Genomic DNA, 24191 nt, shown 5'->3' with positions numbered 1-24191 from the left:
TGGATCAGTCGCCGGTCAGGATGCGGTCGACCAGCTGCTTCACTGTCGGCACGAAGCCGTTGGAGTAGAAGGGGTCGCGCTTGAAATTATACGCGGCATGGCCCGCGAACATCAGATTCTCGTCGGTCGGGCCACCATGGGCGATGTCCTGCAGCGTCTTCTGGATGCAGAAGCTGCGCGGATCGGCGAGGCGGCCGGTCGAGTTGGTTTCGGTGTCCGCCCAGCTCGAGAAGCTGCACTGGCTGAGACAGCCCATGCAATCGGCCTGATCCTTGCGAATCAGCTGCTTTTCGGTCGTATCGACGAAGATCAGCGTATTGTCGGGCGTCTTGAGCGCGTCGGTAAAGCCCAGTCCCACCCATTCGCGGGCGCGCAGCAGGTCGTTGCGCGTTACCCAGAAATTCTTGCCCTTCACCCCGGCGTCGAGCTGGAAGGTGTGATCGCCCGCCTGCTCGGTCGAATAGGGGATCTGGCGCTCCGACCGCGCTTCGAGATTGCGCAGGAACGGGTTGCGCACTGCGGAGGAATAGAAGCCGGTCGGCGAGAAGCGGTGGAGGAGCACGTCGCCCTCCTCGATCTCCATCAGCTTTGCCTTCCACCCTTCGGGGATCGGGCTTTCCTTGGTCAGCAGCGGGCGGGTGCCGAACTGGAAAACGATCTGGCCCAGCTCAGGATTGTCGATCCAGTCGTTCCAGTCGCGCAGATACCAGACGCCGCCGGCCATCACGATCGGCACGCTGTCCGGAATACCCCCCTTCACGCATGACTTCGCGCAGTTCCTTGACGCGCGGATAGGGATCCTGCGGCGCGCGCGGGTCTTCGGCGTTCGACAGGCCGTTATGGCCGCCGGCAAGCCAGGGGTCTTCATAGACCACCGCCGCCAGCCATTCCGCCGCCTTGGAATAGGCGCGCTTCCACAGCGCGCGGAAGGCACGGCCCGACGACACGATTGGCAGGTAATTGACGCCGTAGGACGAGGCGATTTCGCTGAGCTTGTACGGCATGCCCGCGCCACAGGTGACGCCGGCGACCATGCCGCGGGTCCGTTCCAGCACGCCGTGCAGCACGCGCTGCGCGCCGCCCATTTCCCACAGGACGTTGATGTTGATCGCGCCCTTGCCGTCCGAAATCTCGAACGCGCGCTTGACCTGCTGCACCGCGCCTTCGATCGCGAAGGCAATCAGTTCCTCGTGCCGCTCGCGCCGGGTCAGCGCCTTGTAGATCTGGGGAATGATCTTGCCTTCGGCGTCATAGCTGTCGGCGTTGACCGCGCTGACCGTACCGATGCCGCCGGCTGCGGCCCAGGCCCCTGCCGAGGCGTGGTTGGTTGCTGCGACGCCCTTGCCGCCCTCTACCAGCGGCCAGACTTCGCGGCCGTTATAGACGATCGGCTTCAAACCCTTGAACAACGACATCCTCCAGAAAATTTCGCGCTACGTTTAGCGGCGATCCTTGATTTTAGCGAGGGGAATCACCCCAGCGCGCCCGGCCGACCAGCGGCCTCCGAATATAGCTTTGCATAGGCCGCGATCATCGTCTTTTCGTCGAACAACGCACGCGCCCGCGCCTGGTTCGCCTTGCCCACGGTGCGGCGCGCGTCGGGATGCGCGGCCAGCACCTCGATCCGGTCGCGCAGATGGACCGGGTTCCAGTCCTTGCTGATCGTCGACACATTTTCGGGATCGATCATCTTGGCAACGTCACCGACCGGGGTCGATGCGATCGGCAGCCCCGCCGCCATCGCCTCCATCACCGCGATCGGCTGTTGCTCGCTCTTCGACGAGAGCGCGAAGATGTCGAACAGGCCCATATATTTGTGCGGATCGGGCAGGAAGCCGGGGAGCAGCACCTGCTTTTCCATCCCCATGTTGGCGATCGTATCCTCGATCGCCTCGCGGTCCGGCCCTTCGCCCACAATCACGAGCTGCGTCTTGGTCTTCGTACCCCCGACCGCGCGGACCAGCATCGGCAGATCCTTGACCGGCCGAAGCCCGGCCAGCGTGCCGACCACGACATGGCCGGGCAGGCGCTTAAAGCCCGGAATCGCTTTGGGATCGGGCTTGCGGCCATAGGCAGCGACATCGATGCCGTTGGAAATGCGATGGATGCGCGCCACTGGCTGTTTCCACACATGGTAGGCAATGCTCTGCAAGGTGTGCGAGGGCACAACCACCCCATGCGCCGCGGTCAGCGCGATGCGGCGGTACATGTTGCGCATCCGGTTGAGGCGGAACGCCTCATCGGAATTGAAGCCATCTTCGTGATGGATCACCGGCGGCATGTTCTTGCCGAACACGCGCCGCGCCATCACCCCGTCGATCGCGCCCCAATTATAGGTGAGGACGAGGTCGAAGCGCGCCATGAACTTCGCAATCGCCTCATAGCGGGCGACCGAGGGCTTGCCGGTCAGCGGCGGCGGGTTCTGCGCGATTTCGTAGCGGATGCCCTTCGCAATCGCGTCGCGGGCGCTCAGCGCGCCGTCGACCCCGGAAACGATGACATGCTTCGCCCGGTCGCCAAAGGCGTTCATCAGCCGGACGGCGCGGGCTTCCTTGCCGCCCAGGTCGAAGCTGGAGTGGAGGTGGAGGATGTTCAGCATCGGGCCTTTGCAGTCCTGATTTCCGGGACGGTGTCAACCGGGGTGTCCGACGAAGCTGACGTAAATGCGGGGGCTTTAGGCGGAAGCGACTGCGACGCGACCGGGAGGCGACGGGTTCTGGATCGAGGCGCGACATGGGAGTGACAGCGGCGCGACGGGGACGCGACAGTGTCAGGCGGGGTGTTCTGCGGCTGGGGGAGTCGGATCGTGTCCACCCCAAGGGTAGATCAGAATAAATCCAACATTGGAAGATGTTACGGGCGATCAGCCCCGAAGTATGCCCCTCTTAGCCCTGTCCCATTCGCGGGAGAGGGCTAAGAAGTAGTGGGGTTTGCCTCTAGCTTACTCGCGCCAGCAGCCGGTCGATCGCCGCCGCTGCTTCGGGTTCGTCCAGCGTCGGGGTGTGGCCGGTGTCCGGGATCGTCACCAGTTCGCTGCCCGCGACCTGCGCATGCATCCGCTCCGCTACTGCGGCGGGCAGGATATCCGAGGTGCCGCCGCGCACGATCAGCAGGGGTTTGTCGGCCAGCCCGTCGAATGCGCGCCACATGTCGGGCCCGGCTTCGTTGCCGGGGACGCGGAAGGGTTCGGCGATCTTCATGTCATAGTCGAGCACGATCCGCCCCGCGCTGGTCAGGCGGTGGAGCCGCTTGGCCATGTCGAGCCATTGGGTGATGTCCCAATGCGGATAGACATGCGCGTTGGCTTCGGCGACCGCACGGGCGGCGTGCATCCAGGTCGGGTGCCAGGTCGATTTGCCGACATAGCCGCGGATGCGCCCCAGCCCTGCGGGATCGATCTCCGGCCCGACATCGTTGAGCACCGCGCCCGCGATCCGTTCGGGATGGGTCGAGGCCATCAGCATCGTGAGGATGCCGCCCAATGACGTGCCGACCGCGACGAAGCGGTCGAGCTTCAGCTCCGCGACCAATGCCTCCAGATCCTGGAGATAGGTGAGCGGGACATAGCTCATCGGGTCCTTGGCATAGCCGCTCTCGCCACGCCCGCGCAGTTCGACCGCGATCACCCGCCATTCACCTGCCAGCCGCTCGGCCAGCTTCTCGTAATCGCGCGCATTGCGGGTCAGGCCGGGGATGCAGATCAGCGGTGGGCGATCGGCCCGGCCCGGATAGTCGCGATAGTGCAGCCGCAACCCGTCCCCCGACCACCAATAGCCGTCGACATAGTTGGGCAGGTTGCGCGCGGTCGCCATCGCGCCCCATATCGCCGCATGGTCGATTTCCCGCAAGCGCCGCAATTGCCCTGGTACAAGCCCGACCCGGCGGTGCTGAAACTGGGCGACGCATTCTATGATCCCGTCGCGGCGGCGGATTTTCCGCAAACGATCCTGCGCTTTCGCAACGACCGCGCGGCGGCGGAGGTGGGGCTGGACCCGCTGAGCGACGATCAGTGGATCGCGCATTTCGGGCGATTCGAGCCGCTGCCGGGCAATTTGCCCCAGCCGCTGGCGATGCGATACCATGGCCATCAGTTCCGGGTGTACAATCCGGACCTTGGCGACGGGCGCGGCTTCACCTTTGCCCAGATGCGCAGCCATGACCGGTTCGACCTGATGGAATTGGGCACCAAGGGGTCGGGCCAGACGCCGTGGAGCCGGTTCGGCGACGGGCGGCTGACGCTGAAGGGCGGGGTGCGCGAAGTGCTAGCGACCGAGATGCTCGAGGCGCTGGGGGTCAAGACGTCGCGCAGCTTTTCGCTGATCGAGACCGGCGAGGCGCTGGAGCGCAATGACGAGCCGTCCCCCCACCCGCTCCGCAGTGCTGGTGCGGATGAGCCTCGGGCAGATCCGCATCGGCACGTTCCAGCGGCTCGCCTATCATAACGACACCGAGAATATGCGGCGGCTGGTCGACTGGTGCCTCGACGAGATGATTTCCGTCGAGAGGGACGAGGACCCGGTCGCGCAATTCTTTGGCCTGGTGGTTGCGCGGGTCGCGAGCCTTGCCGCGAGCTATATGGTCGCGGGGTTCGTCCATGGCGTGCTCAACACCGACAATATCAACGTGATGGGCGAGAGTTTCGACTATGGCCCGTGGCGGTTCGCGCCGACATTCGACCCCGGATTCACCGCCGCCTATTTCGACCATGCCGGGCTCTATGCGTTCGGCCGCCAGCCCGATGCGATCTTGTGGAATGTCGCGCAGCTCGCGGTGTCGTTGCGCATCATCAGCGAGGCGCCGCCGCTGATTGCCAAGCTGGAGGAGTTCGAGACCTATTACCGGCTATTCTATCAGGACCCGCTGCAACGCCGGCTGGGCATCCTGACGCGCGACCGCAAGGACGACACCGAGCTCGGCTGGCGGCTCAAGGGAGCGGTCGAGCGCGCGCTGATGGCGACGGGGCATGGAATCGACCGCTTCTTCTTCGATGCCTATGGCGGGGTGCTTCCCGAAAGCTATGGCGCGGAATGGGACGCGGTGCGTGGCGTTCTGGCCGAATATGACCCGATCCCGGAGGGGCGCTCGCATCCTTATTTCGCGGGGGAACCCTGTTCGATGCTGATCGACGAGGTCGAGGCGATCTGGGCCGCGATCGACCGCGACGACGATTGGGGGCCGTTCCATGCCAAGATCGCGGCGATCCGCGCGATGGGGGAGGCGCTGGACGCGGGGGGGTCGTTACTGGTGAGGTGGCATCGCGCAACATTAATGCTAGACGGGCATTATCCGCGGGGGCTCTAGACCGAAGAAAGACTGAATGCCGGGAACGGAAATCATTTCGACCGAACCCGCCACCGGCGCCGTCCTGTGGCGGCGAATGAGCGGCGATGTCGATGCAGAAGTGGCCAAGGCCCGCGCAAGCTGGGCCGAATGGGCCGCGCGCCCGCTCGCCTACCGGATCGAAGCGCTGCGCCGCTTCGCCAATGTCGTGCGGCAGAAGAGCGACGCCTTTACCGACCTGATCGCGCGCGAGACCGGCAAGCCATTGTGGGAAGCGCGGACCGAGGTAGAGACGGTGATCGCCAAGGTCGATATCTCGATCACCGCATTCTCCGAACGCACCGGACAGCGGCGGATCGACGCGGCGATGAACACGCGCCTCGCGCTGCGGCACAAGCCGCATGGCGTGCTGGCGGTGCTCGGCCCGTATAATTTCCCGGCGCACCTGCCCAACGGGCATATCGTCCCGGCGCTGCTCGCGGGCAATGCGGTGGTGTTCAAGCCGTCGGAAAAGACTCCGGCGACCGGCGCGTTCCTGGTCGAATGCTTCCATGCTGCGGGGGTGCCCGAAGGGTGTATCCGGCTGCTGATCGGCGGGCCGGACGAGGGCAAGGCGCTGGCCAGCCATGACGGGATCGACGGGCTGCTGTTCACCGGCTCGGCGCGGACGGGCATCGCGCTCAACCGCGCATTCGCGTCCAAGCCCGAGAAGATCCTGGCGCTGGAGATGGGCGGCAACAACCCGATCATCGTCTGGGATACGCCCGACCTCTATTCGGCAGCGGTGCTGGTGGTGCAGTCCGCCTTCACCAGCGCGGGGCAGCGCTGCACCGCCGCGCGCCGCCTGATCGTCGACGAAACGCTGTTCGAGCCGCTGGTGGGGGAGGTCAACAAGCTGATCGGCCGCCTGATCATCGGCGAGCCGCATGCCGACCCCGCGCCGTTCATGGGGCCGGTGATCGACAACGACACCGCCGACCTGCTGACCGAGAGCTTCCTCGAGCTCACCTTCCTCGGCGGCAAGCCGCTGCGCCATATGGAGCGGCCGATTCCGGGGCGTCCGTTCGTCACCCCGGCGATGATCGACATGACCGACGCCAAGGAAAAGCCCGATGTCGAGCTGTTCGGTCCGATCCTTCAGGTGATCCGCGCGAAGACATTCGAGGAAGCCATCGCCGAGGCGAACAATACGCGATACGGCCTGTCCGCGTCGCTGGTGAGCCAGAACCCCAAGCTGTACGACCAGTTCTGGGCCAATATCCGCGCCGGCATCGTCAACTGGAACAAGCCGACCAATGGGGCCAGCTCCGCGGCGCCGTTCGGCGGGATCGGCTGGTCGGGCAACCACCGCCCCAGCGCCTTCTATGCCGCCGATTACTGCGCCTATCCCGTGGTGTCGTCGGAATCGGAACAGGCGCGGGTGTCGATCGGGATCGGGTTGCGCGAGGGCTGAGAACAGGGAGAGCGGGATGACCAGCCGACGCGGGATTCTGGCCGGAGCCGCCGGGCTTGCCGCCGCGACCGCCCTGCCCGCCCGCGCCGCGCCGCCGGGTCCGTTCGTCCGCCGCAGCGGCACGCGCTTCGTGCTCGGCGGAAAGCCCTATCGCTTTGTCGGCGCGAACATCTGGTACGGGGCCTGGCTCGGCGCGAACGACCGCCCGCGCCTCGCCCGCGAACTCGACGCGCTGGCGGCGAGCGGGGTGACCAATTTGCGCATCCTCGCCGGGGCGGAGGAGGGGCCGCTCAAGAACTCGGTGAAGCCCGGCTTTCGCGGCAAGGGATCGGACTGGAACCCGGCCTTGCTCGACGGGCTCGACTGGGCGCTCGCCGAACTGGGCAAGCGCGGCATGAAGGCGGTGCTCTACCTCACCAATTTCTGGGAATGGTCCGGGGGGATGAGCAGCTACCTGTGGTACGATACAGGCAGCTACATCGACATGGGCGATCCGGCGCATCCCTGGCCCGCCTTCGCCAACGCCGCGTCGCGCTTCTACGGCAATCGCAACGCGGTGAAGCTGTACCATGACTGGGTCGGCGCGATCGTCGGGCGGACCAATGGCGTTACCGGCTTGCCCTATCGCGACGACCCGACAATCATGGCCTGGCAGCTGTGCAACGAGCCGCGCCCCGGCGGGACGCCGGAGGATGCCGCGCCGAAGCTGGCGAGTTTCTACAGCTGGATTCGCGACACGGCGCGCCTCATCAAGTCGATCGATCCCAACCATCTCGTCTCGACCGGGAGCGAGGGGCTGAAGGGCACGGTCGAGAGTGGCGACATCTATCGCATCAGCCATGCGATCCCCGAGATCGACTATGCGACGGCGCATATCTGGCCGCTCAACTGGAGCTGGATCGATGCGCGCGACCTGGCCAGGACGGCAGCGGCGGGCGAGGCGAAGGTGCGGGAGTATCTCGACCAGCACCGCGCGCTCGCCAGCCAGATCGGCAAGCCGCTGGTGATCGAGGAATTCGGCTATCCGCGCGACGCGGGCTACGCCGCCGAGGCGACGACAGTCTATCGCGACCGATATTATCGGCAGGTGTTCGCCGCGGTCGAGGATAGCGTCCGCACCGGCGGGCCGGTTCAGGGGAGCAATTTCTGGGCGTGGAACGGGGCGGGACGCGCGGCGCATGGCGACCATCGCTATCGCCATGGCGACCCGCTGCTCGGCGATCCGCCACATGAGCCACAGGGCTGGTACGGCGTCTATGACAGCGACGCATCGACCCGCGCACTGGTCGCGGAACATGCCCGCACGCTGGCGACGATCGGCGAGCCGGTGGCGCGCTGAACCCTCCGTACCAGCCGGTGGAACGCCCGTCCCAGACCTGCCCCTGCCGCTCCCCCTGTCCGGCTTGCTAGAAGGTCCGCCAGGGAGTTTCCGCACAATGTTGGGATGGATCTGCACGCTGGCCGGTCACCGCCGGGTCAGGAAGCGGGTATGGAATGACGGGACCGACTGGCGCACCAACTGTGCGCGGTGCGGCACGCCGATGGTGCGCAGTGCGAACCGCCGCTGGGCGGTGGATCCCGACGGTCCGGCACGGCGGACGGGCAGCGGTCCGAACTGATCGAGCACCCTTGAGGGGGAGGGCGCAGCTGCGCCCACGTCGCGCGCAGTGCTCCGGCTTTCAGGCCGAACGCTGCGCGCGGCGTATCGCGCGATACTCGCCGGGCGTGATTCCGTAGCGCGCCCGGAACAGCCGACCGAAATGCGCGGCATCGCAAAAGCCCAGTTGCTCCGCCACGGCAGCGATCGACGCGACCGTCGCCACATCGCCGATCAGCGCATGTGCGCGGTCGAGACGCCGGTCGCGGATATGCGCCATGACTCCGCCATCCTGTGCAAACAGCCGATACAGGGTTGAGCGCGAGATACCGAGCGCCTTCGCAAGCGTGGCGGCGGTCAGCGTGGCAGAGGTGAGCCGGGCGTCGATCAGCATCTGCGCACGCTGGCGGAGCGCCCGATCGACAGCATCCGCGCCGGGCACCACCGGTCGCCCGTCCATCGCGAGCGCAACCGCGACCAGATCGACCAGGCCGCCTGCCAGCCGCCCGCCCTGGCTGACCGGAAGCCGGTCTGCCATGTGCGACAATTGCCGCAGATGCGCGCGCAGCAGCGCCGATCCCTCGGCCGAGATCACCGTTCCGTGAAGTTCGCGCACCGGCCCGAGCACCGCCTCCGCGATCGGGCGGGGGATGGTCAGCAACGCGGTCTTTGATGCCTGAGACACATGGTCGGACGCCTGGCTCATGTCGATCAGGATGGCGCTGGTGCCTGATGCCGAAAAGCCGCTGCCGCCAGCATCGCCCTGCGCAGCACCATAGTCGCGGACATTGACCGTCAACCAGTCGACCCCGTCGCGGCGCGCCCTCGCGGCGCTCCGCTCCCAGCGCTGTGCGGTAATCGTCGAATAGCCGAGCTGGAGATCGCCGAGCGCGAATCCGGTCGAGGCGACGGCAAAGGGTTCCTCGGGAGTCGTTTCAAACAGGCGACCGAGCGTCGAGACCCGATCGCACCACGCCTCACGCGCCGCGACCTCACCCAGCCCGCCGGTCGAGAAGCGCCGAACGTCGATAAATGGTCCCATCATCCGGCCTCCTTTCCGATCCTGCCACCTATCATATTGAGAAAAAACGGCTGAACCATGTTCTTCGGCATCGCAAAAGTTCGCCTTCCGCGTGCCCAAGCAACCCTCGGTTGCCGGTAACGTCACATCGGCCCATCTGCCAGTCATGGTTTCCCTTCTCGATCCCCAGGCGCGTGGGCGCGTGATTCTGGTCGGTGCCGGCCCCGGCGATCCGGGCCTGCTGACCGTCCGCGCGGTCGAGGCGCTCAAGACCGCCGATGTGCTCGTCCATGACGGGCTGGTCGATCCGCGCGTGCTCGACCTCGCGCCGCAAGCGCACCGCATCTGCGTCGCCAAGAAACGCTCCAAACACACTGTGCCGCAGGAGGGGATCAACGCCCTGATCATTGCGCATGTGAAGACCGGCGCAATCGTCGTGCGGCTGAAGGGCGGCGACCCGTTCATCTTCGGCCGCGGCGGCGAAGAGGTCGAGGCAGTTCGCGCCGAGGGTCTGCCTGTCGAGGTGATCCCGGGCGTCAGCGCGGCGCTGGGCGCGGCGGCCGAAGCGATGCTGCCGCTCACCCATCGCGACTGGTCGAGCGCGGTCAGCTTCGTCGCGGGCCAGTGCAAGGGGCTGAAGGATCAGGACTGGTCCGGCCTTGCCGGCAAGGGCCGCACCTTGGTCATCTATATGGGCGTCGCGACCTGCCCCGACATTGCCGAGAAGCTGATGGGCGACGGCGTTGCGCCGGACATGCCGGTCGCGGTGCTCGAACGCGCGACGCTGCCGGGCAGCCGCGCGATCCGCACCCTGCTCGCCGACCTTGGCCCGATGGTCGAGCGCGAGAAGGTGCAGAGCCCGGCGATCATCGTGGTGGGCGAAGTGGTCGCTTTGTCCGACGCCGAAGACAGGCTCGCCAACTGGGCGAAGAAGGCCGAACTCATGCATGGATTTGGCCTGTGAAACTGCTGACCGGAAACGATCTCGCCACCGGCGACGTCACCTGGTGGACCGGCAATGGCTGGTCGCGCCATGTCGAGGACGCCGTCGATGTCGGCGAACAGGGCGAGGCGATCGCGCAGGCCGAGGAAGGCGCGCGCCGGGTCAACGGCCCCTATGTGATCGACGCGACCGAAACGCCCGAGGGGCCGCGCCCCGCGCATATCAAGGACCGCATCCGCGCGCTCGGCCCGACCGTCCGCCCGGACCTGACGCTCAAACCCGCCGACCCCAATGCCGGCAGCTGGGTGATCTGACATGTACAAATATGACGAATATGACCACGCGATCGTCGCGGCCCGCGTCGAGGAGTTTCGCGATCAGGTGAACCGCCGCCTTGCGGGCCAGATCACCGAGGACCAGTTCAAGCCGCTGCGGCTGATGAACGGCCTGTATCTTCAGCTCCACGCGTACATGCTGCGCGTCGCCGTGCCCTATGGCACGATGGACAGCCGCCAGATGCGGATGCTCGCCCATATCGCGCGCAAGTACGACCGCGACTACGGCCATTTCACCACCCGCCAGAATATCCAGTATAACTGGATCAAGCTGGAGGACGCGCCCGACATCCTTGCCGATCTGGCGACGGTCGAGATGCATGCGATCCAGACGTCGGGCAATTGCATCCGCAACATCTCGTCCGACCAATGGGCGGGTGCGGCGGCGGACGAGCTGACCGATCCGCGTCCCTGGGCCGAATTGCTGCGCCAGTGGAGCACCTTCCACCCCGAATTCAGCTATCTGCCGCGCAAGTTCAAGATCGCGGTGATCGCGGCGGACGAGGATCGCGCGGCGATGCGGTTGCACGATATCGGGCTGCAGGTGGTCGAGCGCGACGGGCAGCACGGCGTTGCCGTCTATGTCGGCGGCGGCATGGGCCGCACCCCGATGATCGCGCCGCTGATCAACGAATTCGTGCCGTTCGACGACTTCCTGTCCTACATGGAAGCGTGCCTGCGCGTGTACAATCGCTATGGCCGCCGCGACAATATGTACAAGGCGCGGATCAAGATCCTGGTCCATGAGATCGGCGCCGACAAATACCGTGACGAGGTCGCGGCGGAGTTCATCGAGGTCAAGAAGCTCGGCATCGACCCGCCGCGCGCGGAGTTCGACCGGATCGCCGCGCATTTCGCCGATCCCGCGTTCGAGAGCGGGCTGTCGGATGAGATCGACCGCAGCGATCCCGATTTCGCCGTGTGGCTCGACCAGAATGTCGCCGCGCACAAGACGCCCGGCTATGCCATCGTCAACATCAGCCTGAAGCCGGTCGGCGGCATCCCCGGCGACGCATCCTCGGCACAGATCGACGCGATGGCCGACCTCGCCGAACGCTACAGCTTCGATGAGCTGCGCGTCACGCATGCGCAGAACATCGTGCTGCCGCATGTCCGCAAGGCGGACCTTTATGCGGTGTGGCAGAAGCTGGTCGAAGCCGAGCTCGCCGACGCCAATCTCGACCTGATCAGCGACATCATCGCCTGCCCGGGGCTGGACTATTGCAGCCTCGCCAATGCCCGCTCGATCCCGGTGGCGCAGAAGATCGCGACGCGCTTTTCCGATCTCGGGCGGCAGCGCGAACTGGGCGAACTCAAGCTCAAGATCAGCGGCTGCATCAACGCCTGCGGCCACCACCATGCCGGGCATATCGGCATCCTCGGCGTCGACCGGAAGGGCGTCGAGAATTACCAGCTGTCGCTCGGCGGATCGGGCGCGGAGGACGTGTCGCTTGGCCAGATCACCGGGCCGGGGTTCAGCGAGGACGGCATCGTCGACGCGGTCGAACGCGCGACCGACGTCTATCTGCGCGAGCGTGCCGAGGGCGAACGCTTCCTCGACACCTATCGCCGCATCGGCATGGCCCCGTTCAAGGAGGCGATTTATGGGTAAACTGGCTCCGACGCTCGCCTTCTTCGCTCCCCTCCCGCTTGCGGGAGGGGTCGGGGGAGGGCCTGTCGTGGAGAGTGCGTCGCCCGTGGACACGCCCTCCCTAGCCCCTCCCGCAAGCGGGAGGGGGACAAGTGATCCGCTATCGCACCGATGATGCCCATGACGAACCGGCAGTGACGCTCGACGCGTTCCTCGGCCAGTCCAACGCGACCGCCGTCCGCCTCGAATCGAGCGACGATGCGCGGGCGCTGATCCCGCATCTCGACCGGCTGTCGCTGGTCGAGGTGAGCTTCCCAAGTTCCGCGACGGGCGCGGTTATTCGGCTGGGCGCATCCTGCGCGAGGCGGGCTATACCGGCGAACTGCGCGCGCAGGGCGATGTGCTGGTCGACCAGATCCCGCTGATGCGCCGCTGCGGCTTCGACAGCTTTGCGCCGGAGGCCCCGGTGGACGAAGCGGTGCTCGCCGCGAGCCTCGCGCGCTACGACGCGGTCTATCAGATGGCAGCGGACGGGGCGGTCCCGGTCTGGAAACGGCGGCATGGCTAGCGTGACCGCCCGCAAGATCGACCGCATCGATACCGGCCCGGCCTTCACCGAGCGCGACGCGTTGCGGCTGAACAACCTGTTCCGCGGCGTGTCGACGCAGGAGATGTTGCGCACGGTGCTGGCCGAACAGATGGTCGGCGATGTCGCGCTGGTGTCCTCCTTCGGTGCGGAGAGCGCGGCGCTGCTGCATCTGGTCGCGTCGATCGACCCGAAGGTGCCGGTGCTGTTCCTCGACACCGGCAAGCATTTCCCTGAGACGCTGGCGTATCGCGACACGCTGGTCGAACGGCTCGGGCTGACCGGGCTGCGCGTGCTGACTCCCGATGCGGCGGTGCTGGCGAAGAAGGACGAGAGCGGGCTGCGCTGGTCGTATGACCCCGATGGCTGCTGCGAGATCCGCAAGGTGATCCCGCTCGACGCCGCGATGGCCGGGTTCGACGCGAGCATCACCGGGCGCAAGGCGTTCCAGGCGAGCACCCGCAACGCCCTGCCCCGGTTCGAGGTCGATGCTGCGGGCAAGCTCAAGGTCAACCCGCTAGCCGACTGGACCAAGGCGGATATCGAGGCGTATTTCGCTGCGCACGACCTGCCCCGCCATCCGCTTGAGGCACAGGGCTACCTGTCGATCGGCTGCGCGCCATGCACCAGCAAGGTCAAGCCCGGCGAAGACCCGCGCTCGGGCCGCTGGGTCGGGTGGGACAAGACCGAATGCGGCATCCATACGCCGGTCGCGGACGGCGACCCGGATCTGCCGGTCTTCTGAGGCAATCGAGACGACGATATCCCCCCCTCCCACTTGTGGGAGGGGGGGGGGAGGGCCTGTCCGATCTGGCCGCACCCCTGGAGGACAGGCCCTCCCCTAGCCCCTCCCGCAAGCGGGAGGGGGACTTTGCTCACTCATATGGTTCGGCCACCATGTCGCCGGCATAGTCGCTGAACTTGGTGTAGCTCGGCTCGAACTTCAGCAATGTCTTGCCGGTCGCGCCGTGGCGCTGCTTGGCGATGATCAGTTCGGCCAAGCCATAGACGCGCTCCATGTCGAGCGCCCATTTGGCGTGATCCTCGAACGTCTTGGGATCGTCGCCTTCACGCGGGCGCTTGGGTTCGCGTGCGGCGACGTAGTAATCCTCGCGGAACACGAACCACACCATGTCGGCGTCCTGCTCGATCGAGCCGGATTCGCGCAGGTCGGACAGCATCGGGCGCTTGTCCTCACGGCTTTCGACCGCGCGGCTGAGCTGCGACAGCGCGATCACGGGGACGTTGATGTCCTTGGCCAGCGTCTTCAACCCGCGGCTGATTTCCGAGATTTCCTGCACCCGGTTGCCGTCGCGGTTGTTGCCGCTTCCGGTCAGCAGCTGGAGATAGTCGATGATGACGAGGCCCAGTTCGCCGTCATGCTTGGACTGGAGCCGCCGAACGCGGCTGTGCAGCGCGCTGATCGTCAGGCCGGCAGTGTCGTCGATATAGAGCGGCAGCTGTTCGAGGTCCGCCGCCGCCTGTGCCAGCTGGCCGAATTCGGACTTGCTGATATTGCCCATGCGCAGTGATTCGGACGGGATTTTGGACTGTTCGGACAGGATGCGCAGCGCCAGCTGGTCCGCCGACATTTCGAGGCTGAAGAACGCGACCTTGGCCCCGATCGACTCCTTCGGACTGATGCCGAGGCGGATATCGTCCATCAAGCGGCGCGCGGCATTATAGGCGATGTTTGTGGCGAGCGAGGTCTTGCCCATGCCGGGTCGCCCGGCAAGGATGATGAGATCGCTGTGGTGCAGGCCGCCAATCCGGCTGTTGACCGAATCGAACCCGGTGGTGACGCCCGCGACGCCACCGCCCGCGCTTTGCGCGCGCTTGGCGTTTTCGAGCGCAATCTTGGTCGCTTCGTTGAACGATTTGACGGTGTTGGCGGTGCCGCCGTCCGCCGCGACCTTGAACAGCGCCTCTTCGGCGCGGTCGATCTGTTCGCGCGGGTTGACGTCCTCGCTGGTGTCGAGTGCTTTCTCCACCATCGTGCGGCCGACCGTCACCAGCTCGCGCAGCAAGGCGAGGTCGTAGATCTGGCGCGCGAACTGGCGCGCGCCGATCAGACCAGCACCCGACCCGGTCAGCTGGGCGAGATAGGCGGGGCCGCCCAGGCTCGCCATGCCCTCGTCCTTCTCGAACAGCGGCTTCAGCGTCACCGGGGTCGCAAGCATGTCCTGCTTGCGCAGCGTCTTGATCGCCTTGAAGATGCGGCCGTGCACCGGCTCGAAGAAATGCTGGTCCTGCAGCACTTCGACGATGTCGTCGGCCAGGCGGTTGTCGATCATCATCGCGCCGAGCAACGCCGCCTCCGCCTCCGCATTCTGGGGCAGGCGCGGGGCGGCATCCGCCGGGGCGGGGGTGAGGGTTGCTAGCGTGGCCATCTGTCCCCTTTCCCATTCCCGTCGCCGTGGCTCAAGTCACGACAGCCTGTTTATCCTGTGGACGAAAGGCCGGGCTCCCCCTAGATGCGGCGCATGGCCGATCCCCGGATCATCGACGTCACGCTGGACGAGCGCACGATATTGTGGCGCTCGGCGGATATCGAGCAGGAACGGCGGATCGCGATCTTCGACCTGATCGAGGAAAATCGCTTCGTCCCCCAGCGCGGCTATCCCGATGGCTATGCCGGGCCGTACCGCATCGCGCTGTCGGTGCCCGAGGGGCGATTGCAGCTCGACATCAAGCGCGAAGACGACACGCCGCTCGAGACGCTGATTCTCAGCCTCGCCGCGTTCCGTCGCCAGATCCGCGACTATTTCGCGATCTGCGACAGCTATTTCCAGGCGATCCGCAGCGCGACCCCGGCGCAGATCGAGACGATCGACATGGCGCGGCGCGGCATCCATGACGATGCGGCGCGGCTGTTGATGGACCGGCTCGACGGCAAGATCGCGGTCGACCACGCCACCGCGCGGCGGCTTTTCACCCTCATCTGCGTTCTCCATATCAAGGCATGAAGGTATTGCGCATCTGGGCCGGGATCATCCTCGCGCTGGCGCTGGTCGGCGTGTGCGGGTGGATGTGGGCGATCGCCTGGGCGCCGCCGCGCAGCGATTATGCCCAGCAGGGCATCGACGTGTCGGACGAGGCGGGAAAGATCGACTGGTTCACCGCACGCGGCAGCGATCTCGACTTCGCCTATGCTCGCGCGACCGTCGGCGCGGATGTGCGCGACGCATTATTCGCGGAGAATTGGGCCGGCATTTACGAGGCCGGAATCAAGCGCGGCGCGCTCCACGCCTATTCGCTGTGCCAGCTGGCGAGCGATCAGGCGGGCAATTTCACCGCGACCGTGCCGCGCGATGCCGATGCGCTGCCAGTGGCGATCGACCTGTCGTTGCGCGACGACTGTCCCGCACGGCCCGAGCGCGACGTGGTGCTGGGCGAGATCCGCCAGCTCGCCGCGACGCTGGAAACGCATAGCGGCAAGCCGGTGATCCTGCGCGTCACCCCCGAGTTCGAGGACGCGTATCAGATCAGCGCCGCGATCGACCGCCCGCTGTGGAGCACCGGCATGTTCTTCCCGCCTGCCTATTCGGCCCGCCCCTGGCGGTTGTGGCAGGCCAGCCGCATCCGCCGCATCGAGGGGGCCGAGCGCCCCGTGAACTGGAATGTGATCGCCCCATGAGTGACATCGACGCCCCCCCGCCTGATCGCTGCCGCGCGTGCGGCCGCGCGCAACGCGCACGCGCCCTATTCGAACTTCGCAGTCGGCGCCGCGCTGCTGATGACCGATGGCAGCATCGTGACGGGGTGCAATTTCGAGAACGCGAGCTACGGCCTGTCGCTCTGCGCCGAGACGGTGGCGACCGCGAAGGCGAACGCCGAAGGGCGGCTGCGCGATGTGGTCGCGGTGGGGATCATCGGCGGGATGATGACCGACGGCGTGGCGCATGGCAGCGACCCGATCCGCCCGTGCGGGCGGTGCCGTCAGGTGCTGAACGAGGCGGCGCAGTTGGGGGGCCGCGACCTCGCCGTCTATTGCGCGGGCGCGGAGGGTGAGGCGTATGAAGCGCATCGGCTGAGCGACCTGTTGCCGCATGCGTTCGGGCCGGGTGATTTGGGGATCGGATGATGCGTGCCGCGATCTTTGCTCTAGCCCTAACAGCGACCGGATGCAGTGATCGCGACCCTCATCGAAGCGGTACAATTGACGGACCATTGAGCGGTTCCCATGCGATCTCCGAACGCGCATCCGGGGGCGAAACGCTCGCGGGCGTGGGGCAGGAAGGATTGCGGGTGCTCATCGCCCCGTCATTCGGTCGATATGCCTATTATCTTTCGCTCCGCAGACTTCCCAAGGGCTGTGTGACCCCTGATGATCCGCCGAAAGAGAGCAGCGTCGGGCGCATTTGCGGGCCGAGCCGCATAGATGTTCGACGGTTCGATCAGTTCGACAGGACGGTGACAACGGCCCGGTTCTTCCTACCGCCTTGGGAAACCCACCATCTGCTGGAGGAACTCGACGCTAGACTGGACGGATGGAGCGGGAGAAATTCCGGCGGTACAGATGGCACTTGGGTGAAGCTCGAGCGCGTGCGAAACGGGCAGGTCACATCCATGTCCAGCAATGATTTGCCCGATCCGGGCAACCCGGCGGCGCAACTCAGCGGCGACCTTTTGCGTATTCTCCTATCCTACGGCCCCTCTGGTTTTGCACCGCGCTCGGGCTCGTGGGACGTCCGGGCACCGGGTGAGAGCGCGGGTCCCTGCGATGTGACTGACCTCGCCACGCCGCTCGACCGCGGCTTCGGGTCCGGGAACAGCGACTGCGACGCAACGAAGCGCTGGCCCTAGCCAAGCCCCCTTGCCCCACGCGCGCATTCCGGCGATGCCGGGCGCGCACATCAGGAGCGCCCATGTCCATTCTTTCCGACATCTGGATTCGCGAACAGGCCACGCAGCACGGCATGATCGAGCCGTTCGTCGAGGCGCAGCGGCGGGAGGGGTGCATCTCCTACGGCCTGTCTTCTTATGGCTATGACGCGCGGGTGGCAGACGAGTTCAAGATCTTCACCAATATCGACAGCGCGGTGGTGGACCCGAAGGACTTTTCGTCGACCAGCTTCGTCGATCGCCAGACCGATGTCTGCATCATCCCGCCCAACAGCTTCGCGCTGGCGCGGACGGTGGAGTATTTCCGAGTGCCGCGCGACGTACTGGTCATCTGCCTCGGCAAATCGACCTATGCGCGGTGCGGGATCATCGTGAACGTGACGCCGCTGGAGCCCGAATGGGAGGGGCATGTCACGCTGGAGTTTTCCAACACCACGCCGCTGCCCGCGAAGATCTATGCGAACGAGGGTGCGTGCCAGTTCCTGTTCCTCAAGGGGAACGAGCCGTGCGAGACCAGCTATGCCGACCGCGCGGGCAAATATATGGGCCAGCGCGGCGTGACGCTGCCGCGGTTGTAAGAGCGCGCGGACTCATCACTGGAAACAAAAGCGGCGGCCGAGGCATCGAGCCTCGTCCGCCGCTGCACCCAGCCCTGGCCCCTCCCATCAGAGAGGGGAATTGGGCTGCTTATTCCCCTTATCGACCCGCCATCTGCGCAGCGTCGAGCAGGCGCATGCCGCGCTGCGCCACGACGTGCGACGCCGCGACCTGGCCATCGGCGACGTCCATCGCGACGGGCTTCGTCGCCAGCACGCGATGATACATTGCGCGCGCCTCGGCGACGCGGCCGGTCTTTGCATAGACCGCAGCGAGGTTCAGCATGATCTCGGGACGCGCGGGAAAGATGCGCTGTTCGGCGAGCAGCTGGCGCTCCGCGCTCGCATAGTCGCCGGCCGCGATCGCGAGATGGGCGTTGGGCTGTTCTGCAGTCTGGGCCTGCGCCGCCGGGATGAGCGCCAGCGGCGCGGCGACGGCAATCGCGGCGAGGAACTTACGCATTTGCAGGCTCTCCTAATGTTACAATTCAATGACACAGATGTGTCACTAATGTTGCATCGGAGCAAATGCGTTGATTGCAATCGAAATACTGCGGAGCAAGGTGCTGAGAACGAACAAAAAAAGGGCGACCCGAAGGCCGCCCCTTGATGTTTGCACTGGTCGCCGGAGCGATCAGAAGTCGTTGCGATACTGCTCGTTGCCGACGAAGCCGAGCTTCGTGACGGCCGACCGCTTGATCACCGCGAGCACCTCGTCGACGCGCTCATAGCGGGCCAGCGGGTTGGGCTGGAAGTGCAGCTCGGGCTCGGGGACAATCGTCACGCTCTGGTCGAGATACTGGCGCAGCGTGACGAGGTCGATCTCGCTGCCGTTCCAGTAGATCTTGCCATCGGGCTCGATCGTGATCTTGTTCTTTTGCGGCTCCACCGGAGGCGGAGTCTGCGGCCCCTGATTCTGGGGAAGGTCAACCTTCACCGCGTGGGTCTGGGGCGGGATGGTGACGATCAGCATAATGAGGAGCACGAGCATGACGTCGATCAACGGCGTCGTGTTCATCTCCATCATCGGCTCGCCATCATCTGTGCCGGCGCTCATTGCCATGATGTGTACTCCTGAACTTCGGGCTTACTGGGCGACGCCCAGCTGCGGCTGCGAGATGAAGCCGACCTTGACGAAGCCCGCATTCTGCATCGTGTAAACGACGCCACCGATGCACTTGTACGGCGTGTTCACGTCGCCGCGAATGTGCACTTCGGGAATGTCGTCCGGCTTGATGTTGTCCTGGCCGACGCGATCGACCACCGCCTGCAAATTGTCGCTCGCGCGCTTGAGCAGTTCGGTGCTGGTGATCGGCGTCATCTGCCAGAACACCTGACAGGTGCCGGCCTCGTCCGCGCGAACGGCGAGCAACACGTTCTCCGGCTTGGTTTCGGTCGGTTCGAACGCCACCTTGGGCAATTCGAGTTCGACCGACTGAATCGCGACGGGAATCGCGATCAGGAAGATGATGAGCAGAACCAGCATGACGTCCACGAGGGGCGTCGTGTTGATGTCCGACATCGGTTTTTCTTCGGCGGAGTCGCCGCCTACACTCATCGCCATTGGCGCAATCCTATCTTTCGCATCCTGTCCCCGGACCAATCTGGCCCGGCGGGTGACCGTGCGGCGCGGCGAGCCGCCACCGCACGGTCGTCAGCCGAAGCTTCAGGCCTTGGCAGTGGTCGCGACCGGCGGCGCCTTCGGGGCCGGCTTGACACCCTTCACGGCCGGACGGACGCGGCCGTCCGAAGCCAGGTAACCGAGCACATCGTTCGAGAAGCCGCTGAGCTGCTCGGCGATCGTCTTGTTGCGACGCTGCAGCCAGTTATAGGCAAGCACGGCCGGAACCGCGACAACCAGGCCGAGCGCGGTCATGATGAGCGCTTCACCGACCGGACCGGCGACGGTGCCGATCGACGCGTCACCCGCCGCACCGATCTTGATCAGCGCGCGGAAGATGCCGACGACGGTACCGAACAGACCGATGAACGGCGCGGTCGAACCGACGGTCGCGAGGAAGGCGAGGCCGGTGCCGAGCTGCGAATTGATCGAATCTTCCGAACGCTTGAGCGAGCCATGCAGCCAGTCATGCGCTTCGATCGGATCGGTCAGTTCCTTGTACTGGTCCTGGGCGAGCAGCGCGTCGTCGACGATCTGGCGATAGGCCGAGTTCTTCTCAAGCTTCGCGGCGCCTTCACGCAGGCTGCCGGACTGCCAGAAGGCGGCACGGACGCGCTTGTACTGGTTCAGGACCTTCTGCTGCTCGAATACCTTGGTGAACAGGATGTAGAGCGAGAAGAAGAGCATGACGGTCAGGATGATCGCGGTACCCCATGCGATCACGCCGCCTTCGTTCATGGCGTGCAGGATGTCGAAGTTCGCGGGCGGTGCGCCTGCTGCGGCTCCGGCGAGGATGGTGGTGAACATGTGCGGTTCTTTCCCTTGAGATAAAGATTGTGATGTCAGTATCGGGGTACGGCGCGCCAGGCGCGCCCGCCCATCAGTCTTCGAGACGCCAGGTGAACCTCAGCGACTTGTTTCCGCCCGAGACAGGGTTTCCGGCGGCGTCGAGTGCCGGTGAGTAGCGCGCACGGCGCGTCACCAGGCTGCACGTCGCGGCGTCAAGCGAGGACGAACCCGACGAGGAGGTTACCCGACAATTCTCGATGCGCCCCTGGGCGTTGATCGTGAACGTGATACCAACCGACCCTTCGTCACCAGCGCGGCGCGCGGCGGGAGGATAGTCGTCGGAGGTCACCCACGAGGCCGGGTTGCCGCGTGCTGCCGCAGCCTTGCTGATCGCAGGCGGAGGCGGAGGCGGCGGTGGCGCTGGCGGGGCCGGCGGCGCGGGCGGCGTCGGCGGCTGGCTCGGCGGGATCACGGCCGACACGCTCACCGGCGGCGGCGGCGCAGGCACCTGAACCAGCGGCTTCTGCACAACGACGGTGGTGGGCGGCGGCGGGACCGGCGAGTCCGGCGGCGGCGGCGGCGGAGGCACTTCCTCGGGTGGAGGCGGCGGTTCCTGGACGTCAAAGACATCCATCTCCTCGGCCTTTTCCTTGATATATTTGTAGGCGAGCCCGGTCACGAACACGTAACCGAGAACGGCGAGGATGATTGAGACGACTGCGATCGCCACAACCCGACTGCCTCCTACCTCACGATCTGCGTAGGCCATTCAGCAACTAAACTCCTTCATTCGCCGCGCCGTTGCCCGGCACCCTGGCATCATTATCGGCGTGGCTCATCCGGTCGGGCAATCGGAAGACCGACCGGTGGCGGCGCGAGTCCTATCGCGGCGGTTTGCGCGACGCAAACGCTTTGTCGGACGCAATAAACGTATAATCCCGACGTGGCAGAAATATTTCTGTATGCGTGTGGGACATTCCCGTAGAATGAACTGCATGTTTCGTATCCGTATCGTTTCGCTTTTCGCCGCATTTTGTGCGGCTTCCCCGGCGCTGTTGCCGCACGCCTCGGCACAGGTGGTCGCCGAATCAGGTGTGGTGCTTCCACCCTATGCTGCGGTCGCCGACCTGATCGTCGGTGCCCCCGCGATCGTCGATGCGCGCATCCGAAGCGCGACGCGAATCAAGGGACCGGAGGCGGCGAACGTCGCGGCGGGGCGGATGCGATTCTATGTCGAGGCCGATGTGCTGGCGCTGATTCGCGCCGACGCGCCGATGCCCGCCCGGGTCGGTTATGTCGTCGACGTTCCGCTCGATGCACGCGGTCGCGCACCCAAGCTCAACAAGCGGCGCGTGCTGCTGTTCGCCCGCCCCGTCGCGGGGCAGGCGTCGATGATCCAGCTGACCACGCTCGACGCCCAGCGCGACTGGAGTGCCGAGCTGGACACGCTGATTCGCCGGATCGCCCGCGAGGTGGCTGCCCCCGACGCGCCGCCTGCGGTCACCGGGCTCGGCAATGCCTTCCACGTCCCGGGAAGCCTGCCCGGCGAGGGCGAGACCCAGATCTTTGTGCAGACCGCGACCGGCGCGCCGATCTCGCTGTCGATCCTGCGGCGACCGGGCGAGCAGAAACGCTGGGCGGTGGCGCTGGGCGAGATCGTCGACGATGCTGCGGCCGCCCCGGCGCGCGACACATTGCTGTGGTATCGCCTTGCCTGTGGGCTCCCGCGCAGCCTTCCCGCGACCAGCCTGGCCGACGAGGATCCGGCGAACGTCGCGGCGGCGCGTGAGGATTACCGTTTCGTGCTGGACCAGCTGGGGCCGTGCAAGCGGTAGGGACCGGCTGGGCGAAACCGCAATTCGGCCTACTTCCGGTACCGCACCAGCGTGATCCCGATCCGCTCGTCAGCCTCGGCGATGGCGAGCTTGACGATCTCGACCTCAACCCGCCGGATGCGGGCGTCGCCGGTCATCAGCGTTTCAACGATATGGTCGGCGACGCCTTCGATCAGGGTGAAATGGACGCCCGGTGGCAATGCCCCGGTCGCGGCGTGCTTGAGGTCGAGATAGGATTTCGAGGCGCTGAGCGGCGTATCGGGCGCGAACGGGTCGCCCGGCAGCAAGTCGACCGTGATCGAGATGCGCAGCGGCTGGGGCAAATGCGTCTCTTCGGAATAGACGCCGGTAAGGACCTGGACCTCGAGATCGCGGACCTGAAGCTGAAGAAGATCGTGCAACGCAGCTGCCTCTGGGGAAAATGATCGCGCGCCAATAGGCCGCGCCCCCGGAAACGGCAATGGTGGTCAGGCCGCCGCGCTGGGCCGCGCGCTCGCCGTTTCATGCCAGCGACGCAGATTCGCGAGCTGCTCGGGCACTGCCAGCTTCGCCGCACGCGCGAAATCGATCGTCACCAATGCGGTGATGTCGGCGAAACTATACGCGTCCCCCGCGATCCACGGCCGGTCGGCGAGCCGCGCGTCGATCGCCTCGACGAACCCCTCCCACATGATCGCGCCGCGTGCCGCGAGTTCGGGAATTTGCGCGACGCTGAGCCCGGCATCGGGGATCGCGCGGTCCTTGAACGCGGGGGCCGTGTTGCGCAGCACATAGACCACGGCGGCATAGCCATCGCCCTCGATTCGCCGGGTCCAGCTCTCGATGCGCCCGATCTGGATGGGGGTGCGCCCGAACAGCGCCGGCTCGGGGTGCAGTGCCTCGAAATAGCGACAGATCGCTGCCGATTCGCACAGCACTTCGCCGTCATCCAGCTTGAGCGCCGGCACCGCGCCGCGCGGGTTGATACGCAGATAGGCGTCGGCGAGATGCTCGCCGGTGCGCAGGTCGATCGCCTCGCACGGCACCTCGATGCCCTTTTCGGCGAGGAAGATGCGTACCCGGCGCGGGCTGGGTGCCCAGGGCGCGTCATAGAGCTTCATCGCCGGTCTCCCATATTCCGCTATGCCGGGTTTCGTTTCGGGGCTAAAGGCGCGCGCCCCCGGCGTCCATCCCCCGGGCCGCTGGAGATTGCCCTGTTCGAGCTGGTGCCCCTGTGCGACGTCTATTCCGACGCGGTCGAACATCTGCTCGACCGGGTGTTCGGTGCCGACCGCCATGGCCGCACCGCCTATCGCCTGCGCGAAGGGGTGAGCGCCGTTCCCGACCTCAGTTTCGCGGCGGTCGAAGCGGGGACGCTGGTCGGCTCCATCCAGTGCTGGCCGGTCGAGCTGGCCGGCGACGATGGCGGCGTCACGCCCATGATCCTGGTCGGCCCGGTCGCGGTGTCGCCCGAACGACAGAATGTCGGCATCGGTCGCGGGCTGATGTGGCGCGCCATCGAGCAGGCAGGCGACGCCGTGCTGATGCTGATCGGCGACCTCGATTATTATGCGCAGTTCGGATTCGACGCGGCGCATACCGGGGCATGGCGACTGCCCGGCCCGTTCGAGCGCGACCGCCTGCTCGCGCGCGGACCCGCGCCGGATCGTGCCGGAATGATCGGGCCGCGCCGCTGACCCTTTACCGGGGCCGTCGAAAG

25 protein-coding genes and 3 pseudogenes are annotated in these 24191 nt (G+C 66.0%); 16 read left to right on the top strand and 12 right to left on the bottom strand.

Features of this window, described 5'->3' with window-relative positions; all coding sequences use genetic code 11:
- Window positions 1-4 precede the first annotated feature (4 nt).
- The 3 genes and pseudogenes from LRS08_RS12315 to LRS08_RS12305 form a co-directional block, all read right to left on the bottom strand.
- Window positions 5-1409: pseudogene (locus LRS08_RS12315) on the bottom strand (NAD(P)H-dependent flavin oxidoreductase).
- Window positions 1410-1471: 62 nt separating this feature from the next.
- Complete coding sequence (locus tag LRS08_RS12310) at window positions 1472-2599, bottom strand: glycosyltransferase (RefSeq protein ID WP_257843413.1); 1128 nt, start codon at window positions 2597-2599, stop codon at window positions 1472-1474.
- Window positions 2600-2936: 337 nt separating this feature from the next.
- On the bottom strand, window positions 2937-3794 hold the full coding sequence (locus LRS08_RS12305; RefSeq protein WP_260481678.1) for an alpha/beta fold hydrolase: 858 nt from the start codon (window positions 3792-3794) through the stop codon (window positions 2937-2939).
- 36 nt (window positions 3795-3830) lie between these two features.
- On the opposite strand from LRS08_RS12305, the pseudogene LRS08_RS12300 reads away from it, so the two are divergent.
- The 4 genes and pseudogenes from LRS08_RS12300 to LRS08_RS12285 all read left to right on the top strand — a co-directional run bounded on the left by LRS08_RS12300 (window position 3831) and on the right by LRS08_RS12285 (window position 8352).
- Window positions 3831-5301: pseudogene (locus LRS08_RS12300) on the top strand (protein adenylyltransferase SelO family protein).
- A 16-nt stretch (window positions 5302-5317) separates the two neighbouring features.
- Entirely contained in the window at window positions 5318-6733 is a 1416-nt protein-coding gene (gene astD, locus LRS08_RS12295; protein WP_257843414.1) for a succinylglutamate-semialdehyde dehydrogenase, read from the top strand.
- Between the two features lie 16 nt (window positions 6734-6749).
- Window positions 6750-8072: a glycoside hydrolase 5 family protein gene (locus LRS08_RS12290; protein ID WP_260480773.1), complete on the top strand. Its 1323-nt coding sequence runs from the start codon at window positions 6750-6752 to the stop codon at window positions 8070-8072.
- A gap of 97 nt (window positions 8073-8169) precedes the next feature.
- A complete protein-coding gene (locus LRS08_RS12285; RefSeq protein ID WP_257843418.1) occupies window positions 8170-8352 on the top strand; it encodes a hypothetical protein in 183 nt (60 codons plus the stop codon).
- Window positions 8353-8412: 60 nt separating this feature from the next.
- On the opposite strand, the gene LRS08_RS12280 is transcribed toward LRS08_RS12285, so the two are convergent.
- Window positions 8413-9375: a helix-turn-helix domain-containing protein gene (locus LRS08_RS12280; protein WP_257843419.1), complete on the bottom strand. Its 963-nt coding sequence runs from the start codon at window positions 9373-9375 to the stop codon at window positions 8413-8415.
- A gap of 142 nt (window positions 9376-9517) precedes the next feature.
- On the opposite strand from LRS08_RS12280, the gene cobA reads away from it, so the two are divergent.
- From cobA to LRS08_RS12255, 5 genes and pseudogenes are all read left to right on the top strand, one after another.
- On the top strand, window positions 9518-10315 hold the full coding sequence (gene cobA, locus LRS08_RS12275) for a uroporphyrinogen-III C-methyltransferase (RefSeq protein WP_257843421.1): 798 nt from the start codon (window positions 9518-9520) through the stop codon (window positions 10313-10315).
- Window positions 10312-10608, top strand: a complete 297-nt coding sequence (locus LRS08_RS12270) for a DUF2849 domain-containing protein (RefSeq protein WP_257843422.1) — start codon at window positions 10312-10314, stop codon at window positions 10606-10608. Before cobA ends, LRS08_RS12270 begins: the two co-directional genes overlap by 4 nt.
- A 1-nt stretch (window position 10609) precedes the next feature.
- Entirely contained in the window at window positions 10610-12241 is a 1632-nt protein-coding gene (locus LRS08_RS12265; RefSeq protein WP_257843423.1) for a nitrite/sulfite reductase, read from the top strand.
- A 131-nt stretch (window positions 12242-12372) separates the two neighbouring features.
- A pseudogene (locus LRS08_RS12260) lies at window positions 12373-12788 on the top strand (DUF934 domain-containing protein).
- A complete protein-coding gene (locus LRS08_RS12255) occupies window positions 12781-13551 on the top strand; it encodes a phosphoadenylyl-sulfate reductase (RefSeq protein ID WP_257843425.1) in 771 nt (256 codons plus the stop codon). The pseudogene LRS08_RS12260 and the gene LRS08_RS12255 overlap by 8 nt, the downstream one beginning before the upstream one ends.
- Before the next feature lie 130 nt (window positions 13552-13681).
- Here LRS08_RS12255 and LRS08_RS12250 read toward each other — a convergent pair whose 3' ends face one another.
- Window positions 13682-15196 (bottom strand): replicative DNA helicase, encoded by a 1515-nt coding sequence (locus LRS08_RS12250; RefSeq protein WP_257843426.1) that lies wholly within the window; start codon window positions 15194-15196, stop codon window positions 13682-13684.
- A gap of 93 nt (window positions 15197-15289) precedes the next feature.
- Between LRS08_RS12250 and LRS08_RS12245 the strand changes: the two genes are divergently transcribed.
- From LRS08_RS12245 to dcd, 5 genes are all read left to right on the top strand, one after another.
- The gene (locus LRS08_RS12245; protein ID WP_257843427.1) at window positions 15290-15772 is read left to right on the top strand and encodes a UPF0262 family protein; all 483 of its coding nucleotides are present in this window, start codon (window positions 15290-15292) and stop codon (window positions 15770-15772) included.
- The gene (locus LRS08_RS12240; RefSeq protein ID WP_257843428.1) at window positions 15769-16443 is read left to right on the top strand and encodes a GH25 family lysozyme; all 675 of its coding nucleotides are present in this window, start codon (window positions 15769-15771) and stop codon (window positions 16441-16443) included. The genes LRS08_RS12245 and LRS08_RS12240 overlap by 4 nt, the downstream gene beginning before the upstream one ends.
- Complete coding sequence (locus tag LRS08_RS12235) at window positions 16444-16890, top strand: cytidine deaminase (RefSeq protein WP_260480772.1); 447 nt, start codon at window positions 16444-16446, stop codon at window positions 16888-16890.
- Entirely contained in the window at window positions 16887-17612 is a 726-nt protein-coding gene (locus tag LRS08_RS12230) for a hypothetical protein (RefSeq protein ID WP_260480771.1), read from the top strand. Before LRS08_RS12235 ends, LRS08_RS12230 begins: the two co-directional genes overlap by 4 nt.
- Before the next feature lie 62 nt (window positions 17613-17674).
- Window positions 17675-18229, top strand: a complete 555-nt coding sequence (gene dcd, locus LRS08_RS12225) for a dCTP deaminase (protein WP_260480770.1) — start codon at window positions 17675-17677, stop codon at window positions 18227-18229.
- 118 nt (window positions 18230-18347) lie between these two features.
- On the opposite strand, the gene LRS08_RS12220 is transcribed toward dcd, so the two are convergent.
- The 5 genes from LRS08_RS12220 to LRS08_RS12200 form a co-directional block, all read right to left on the bottom strand.
- Entirely contained in the window at window positions 18348-18710 is a 363-nt protein-coding gene (locus tag LRS08_RS12220; RefSeq protein WP_257843432.1) for a tetratricopeptide repeat protein, read from the bottom strand.
- Window positions 18711-18881: 171 nt separating this feature from the next.
- Entirely contained in the window at window positions 18882-19310 is a 429-nt protein-coding gene (locus tag LRS08_RS12215; protein ID WP_257843433.1) for an ExbD/TolR family protein, read from the bottom strand.
- A 24-nt stretch (window positions 19311-19334) separates the two neighbouring features.
- Window positions 19335-19811 (bottom strand): biopolymer transporter ExbD, encoded by a 477-nt coding sequence (locus LRS08_RS12210; protein WP_257843434.1) that lies wholly within the window; start codon window positions 19809-19811, stop codon window positions 19335-19337.
- 102 nt (window positions 19812-19913) lie between these two features.
- The gene (locus tag LRS08_RS12205; RefSeq protein ID WP_257843435.1) at window positions 19914-20675 is read right to left on the bottom strand and encodes a MotA/TolQ/ExbB proton channel family protein; all 762 of its coding nucleotides are present in this window, start codon (window positions 20673-20675) and stop codon (window positions 19914-19916) included.
- 73 nt (window positions 20676-20748) lie between these two features.
- Window positions 20749-21426 carry an energy transducer TonB gene (locus tag LRS08_RS12200; protein WP_257843436.1) on the bottom strand — a complete coding sequence of 226 codons (678 nt, stop codon included), beginning with the start codon at window positions 21424-21426 and terminating at the stop codon, window positions 20749-20751.
- 286 nt (window positions 21427-21712) lie between these two features.
- Between LRS08_RS12200 and LRS08_RS12195 the strand changes: the two genes are divergently transcribed.
- The gene (locus LRS08_RS12195; protein WP_260480769.1) at window positions 21713-22492 is read left to right on the top strand and encodes a hypothetical protein; all 780 of its coding nucleotides are present in this window, start codon (window positions 21713-21715) and stop codon (window positions 22490-22492) included.
- Window positions 22493-22521: 29 nt separating this feature from the next.
- Here the strand turns inward: LRS08_RS12195 and LRS08_RS12190 are convergent, their stop codons facing one another.
- Complete coding sequence (locus LRS08_RS12190) at window positions 22522-22893, bottom strand: dihydroneopterin aldolase (RefSeq protein WP_257843438.1); 372 nt, start codon at window positions 22891-22893, stop codon at window positions 22522-22524.
- Window positions 22894-22959: 66 nt separating this feature from the next.
- Window positions 22960-23592, bottom strand: a complete 633-nt coding sequence (locus LRS08_RS12185; RefSeq protein ID WP_257843439.1) for a glutathione S-transferase family protein — start codon at window positions 23590-23592, stop codon at window positions 22960-22962.
- A gap of 93 nt (window positions 23593-23685) precedes the next feature.
- Between LRS08_RS12185 and LRS08_RS12180 the strand changes: the two genes are divergently transcribed.
- On the top strand, window positions 23686-24168 hold the full coding sequence (locus tag LRS08_RS12180; protein ID WP_257845422.1) for a GNAT family N-acetyltransferase: 483 nt from the start codon (window positions 23686-23688) through the stop codon (window positions 24166-24168).
- Window positions 24169-24191: the final 23 nt, after the last annotated feature.

This window comes from Sphingomonas sp. J315 (genome assembly GCF_024666595.1).
In the GTDB taxonomy this organism is placed as follows: domain Bacteria; phylum Pseudomonadota; class Alphaproteobacteria; order Sphingomonadales; family Sphingomonadaceae; genus Sphingomonas.
Note: the sequence above shows the minus strand (reverse complement) of the source record. Positions and strands in the feature narration are given on the sequence as shown.